This is a genomic window from Nocardioides sp. P5_C9_2, assembly GCF_054049555.1.
The window spans coordinates 1-3,666 of sequence record NZ_JBFUMD010000404.1 but is presented as its reverse complement, the minus strand read 5'-3'; the positions used below and the strand labels follow the sequence as shown (position 1 = coordinate 3,666).

Here is a 3,666-nt window from a genome sequence, read left to right as displayed (position 1 = left end):
CGTTGAACTCGCCGTCGCCGTCGAAGTCGTAGCGGTCCCACTCGTCGAACTGGGTGAGGTAGGCGTCGATCTGGGCCGGCGTCTGGCCGGCGGCGAGCTGCGCCTGGTACCAGGAGTCGGCGGAGTCGTTGATGAAGGCCCACGAGCCGCCGGTGTCCTCGACCGCGTTGTCGCCGTACGTCGAGGCGTTGCCGGGGACGGTGACCCAGTCGGTCACCGTGTTGKTCGCCGTGTAGCGCCCCGAGGAGAGCTGCGAGTAGTAGTTCTTGAAGGACTCGCCGTCGCCGTTGAACATCTCCTCGAAGTGACCCTTGCTGAAGTCGGAGACCCAGTAGGTGGAGTTGTCGGTGGTGCGGTCGGGCTCGGGGATGGTGTTGTGCAGTGGGCCGGGGGTGGTGCCGAGCTTGCCGGAGCCGGAGTCGCCGAACTCGGAGAGGATCGTGAAGATCCGGTCCTCCTTGTCGAGCGGGAACTCCACGTAGGTGTCGGCGCCGAGAGAAGCGACGGCCCCGCCGCCCGGCTGCTCCTCGAGCGTGGTGCTGCCGTTCTGCAGCATGGCGAGCGCCTTGACCTTGAGTCGCTGCTGCTTCTTGGTGTGCGGGCCCGGCCGGTTGTCCGAGCGGTGGCTGGCCGCCGGGCCGTTGTCGGTGCCGCGGTCGGGGGATGCGGTCGCCGGTGCGCCGGTGACGGTCGCCGCCATCGTCGCGGTGACCGCGAGGGCGGTGCTCCCCGTGAGGAGCCGTCGGGTGAGGGAGTTCAAGGTGGGAGCCTTCCCGGAGGGGGGTTGGGGGATGGGTCCGGGTCCTGGCGAGAACGCAGATCACGCGGCCGCACCCCGCCCGGACGGGAATTCTTCAACTTGCAGACCTTCGCCCACGGATGCCGTCCTGACAAGACCCGTGCGGCAGATCGYGGGTCCCACGTGATCGTCCGGATGCCGGGACGTGGCGGGCCGGCGACCGGGCCGCGGGGAACATGGACGAGGTCGCAGGCGTTGCCCCGACGTCCCGCGAGAACTGCCGAAGCCCTAGGAGTACGCCGTGTCGTTCGCCCCGCTCGTCGAGCCTGCCGCCGAGCTCACCATCGACGAGGTGCGCCGCTACAGCCGGCACCTGATCATCCCGGACGTGGGCATGAGCGGCCAGAAGCGCCTCAAGAACGCCAAGGTCCTCGTGATCGGCGCCGGCGGCCTCGGCTCGCCCGCCCTGCTCTACCTGGCCGCGGCCGGGGTCGGCACCCTCGGCATCGCCGAGTTCGACGAGGTCGACGAGTCCAACCTGCAGCGGCAGATCATCCACGGCCAGTCAGACATCGGTCGGCCCAAGGCGGAGTCCGCGCGCGACTCCATCACCGAGACCAACCCGCTGGTCCACGTCGTGGTGCACAACGAGCGCCTCGACAACGACAACGTCAAGCAGGTCTTCGAGGGCTACGACCTGATCGTCGACGGCACCGACAACTTCGCGACCCGCTACATGGTCAACGACGCGGCCTACTTCCTCGGGATCCCCTACGTGTGGGGCTCGATCTACCGCTTCGACGGCCAGGCGTCGGTCTTCGCGCCGATGCTCGGCGAGGACCTGCCCTGCTACCGCTGCCTCTACCCGGAGCCGCCGCCGCCCGGGATGGTCCCCAGCTGCGCCGAGGGCGGCGTGCTCGGCGTGCTGTGCGCCAGCATCGGCGCCATCCAGGTCAACGAGGCCATCAAGCTGCTCACCGGCATCGGCGACCCGATCGCCGGCAAGCTGATGATCTACGACGCCCTGGAGATGGAGTACCGCAAGCTCCGGGTCCGCAAGGACCCGAACTGCGCGCTCTGCGGCGAGAACCCGACCGTCACCGACCTCATCGACTACGACGCCTTCTGCGGCGCGGTCTCCGACGAGGCGGCCGAGGCCGCCGCCGGGTCGACGATCTCCGTCAGCACCCTCGAGCAGATGCTCAAGGAGCGCGAGGCCGGCGAGCGTGACTTCGTGCTCGTCGACGTGCGCGAGCCCAACGAGTACGAGATCAACCGGATCCCCGGCTCGGTGCTGATCCCCAAGGGCGAGTTCCTCAACGGCAACGCCCTCGGCGCCCTTCCCGGCGACAAGCAGATCGTCATGCACTGCAAGTCCGGCGTCCGCTCGGCCGAGACGCTCGCCATCGTCAAGGGTGCGGGCTACGCCGACGCCGTGCACGTGGGCGGCGGAGTGGTGGCCTGGGTGTCGCAGATCGACCCCAGCCAGCCGGCGTACTGACGCTCCACCCGACCAGCGAGGCGTAACCCTGCGGGGTCACGCCTCGTTTGGCGTCTGGGACCGGCGGTCCTGTCTCGTGGGGGACAGGGCCGTCGGTCGTCTCGTTGCGAACGGCGACCGGGCGGCGGTCGGGCCGTCTAGGGTCGTCGCCATGAGGAGGCCCGCAGTCGTCGCCACGCTGGCCGTCGCGGGGATGAGCCTGCTCGTGGTGCTGGCGGTCTGGGCGGCGCTCATCGGGCCCCAGCAGGTCTTCACCGGCGACGGACCCGAGAAGCGCCCCGAGTCGTCGGTCACGACCGAGGACGCCCCCATCGACACCGTCGGCACGACCCGCGAGGACGTCGAGCAGTCGGACCCGCCCACCTGGGTCCGGATCCTGCTGAACGTCGTGGGCGGCGCCATCCAGCTGGTCGCCTTGGCGGGGATGCTGCTCATCGCCTACCTGCTGCTCCGGCGCGCCCACACCGCCTGGGCGCTGCGGCGCGTCCACGAGGACGTGGCGACCGGTGAGTTCGAGGCCCTCGACGACCGGCGGCGGATCGCCGAGGCGATGGCGCAGGACGGTGCCGAGCAGGTCCGGCTCCTCGAGGAGGGGGAGCCGCGCAACGCGATCGTCGAGTGCTGGCACCGGTTCGAGGTGCAGGCGGAGCGGGCCGGGCTGGGGCGACGACCCTCCGAGACGTCCTCCGAGCTCGCGCTGCGGATGCTGGATGCCGCGGACGTGGACCGGGCCGCGGTGACGCGGCTGCTCGAGCTCTACCGGGAGGCCCGCTTCAGCGGTCACGAGGTCGACGAGGAGGCGCGTCGGGACGCGCTCGACGCCCTGGCCCGCATCCGCGCCGGATCCGCGAGGGTGCGATGACCGACCCGCTGCGTCGCGCCTGGGTGGCCCGGGCGGCCCTCCTCGTCGCGATCATCGCCGTCGGACAGGTCGCGCTGACGCTCCTGGACTTCGGGCCGCGGCTGCTCGGCTGGGCGCTGCTGATGACGACCGTCGCAGCCCTGGTGTGGCTGCTCCTGGACGCCAACCAGACCCGGCCGGCCGACTGGATCGACAGCCGCCCGCCCCTCGTGCGGCCCGACGACGGCGAGGAGTCGTCGTACCACCGGATCCTCCGGAGCCACCTGGACTCCCGCGAGCCGGGTCCGGCGCTGCGTCACCGGTTGGTCGCCCTGGCACGGACCCGCGATCCCGGGTTGACCGACCCCGACCTGCGCGAGCTCGCACAGCTTCCCGTCCGCCGGCTCTCGCCGGCGGAGATCGACCACTACCTGACCAGGATCGAGGCCCTCCGTGACCGCTGACCCCGTGAGCCCCGCCCCCGCGACCGACGCGCACCTCAGCACCGCCGACGCCACCCGACAGGCAGCCGAGGTGCTGTACAGCGTCGGCCGGGCCCTCGTGGGCAAGCAGCACGCGCTGAGC

The 3,666-nt window shown here is 71.0% G+C and carries 4 protein-coding genes; 3 read left to right on the top strand and 1 reads right to left on the bottom strand.

Annotation, left to right across the window (positions count from 1 at the left end):
- The coding region (locus ACXJKL_RS16990; RefSeq protein ID WP_457208199.1) for an immune inhibitor A domain-containing protein at positions 1 to 760 on the bottom strand (760 nt) is incomplete at its 3' end.
- A gap of 280 nt (positions 761 to 1,040) precedes the next feature.
- On the opposite strand from ACXJKL_RS16990, the gene moeZ reads away from it, so the two are divergent.
- The 3 genes from moeZ to ACXJKL_RS16975 all read left to right on the top strand — a co-directional run bounded on the left by moeZ (position 1,041) and on the right by ACXJKL_RS16975 (position 3,545).
- A complete protein-coding gene (gene moeZ, locus ACXJKL_RS16985; RefSeq protein ID WP_457208198.1) occupies positions 1,041 to 2,240 on the top strand; it encodes an adenylyltransferase/sulfurtransferase MoeZ in 1,200 nt (399 codons plus the stop codon).
- A 151-nt stretch (positions 2,241 to 2,391) separates the two neighbouring features.
- Positions 2,392 to 3,102 carry a DUF4129 domain-containing protein gene (locus ACXJKL_RS16980; protein WP_457208197.1) on the top strand — a complete coding sequence of 237 codons (711 nt, stop codon included), beginning with the start codon at positions 2,392 to 2,394 and terminating at the stop codon, positions 3,100 to 3,102.
- The gene (locus tag ACXJKL_RS16975) at positions 3,099 to 3,545 is read left to right on the top strand and encodes a hypothetical protein (protein WP_457208196.1); all 447 of its coding nucleotides are present in this window, start codon (positions 3,099 to 3,101) and stop codon (positions 3,543 to 3,545) included. Before ACXJKL_RS16980 ends, ACXJKL_RS16975 begins: the two co-directional genes overlap by 4 nt.
- Positions 3,546 to 3,666 lie beyond the last annotated feature (121 nt).

What these genes read in the sequence shown, in the direction of transcription:
- ACXJKL_RS16975 (WP_457208196.1), top strand. Translation starts at nt 3,099, where the DNA reads ATGACCGACCCGCTGCGTCGCGCCTGGGTGGCCCGGGCGGCCCTCCTC.
- ACXJKL_RS16980 (WP_457208197.1), top strand. Translation starts at nt 2,392, where the DNA reads ATGAGGAGGCCCGCAGTCGTCGCCACGCTGGCCGTCGCGGGGATGAGC.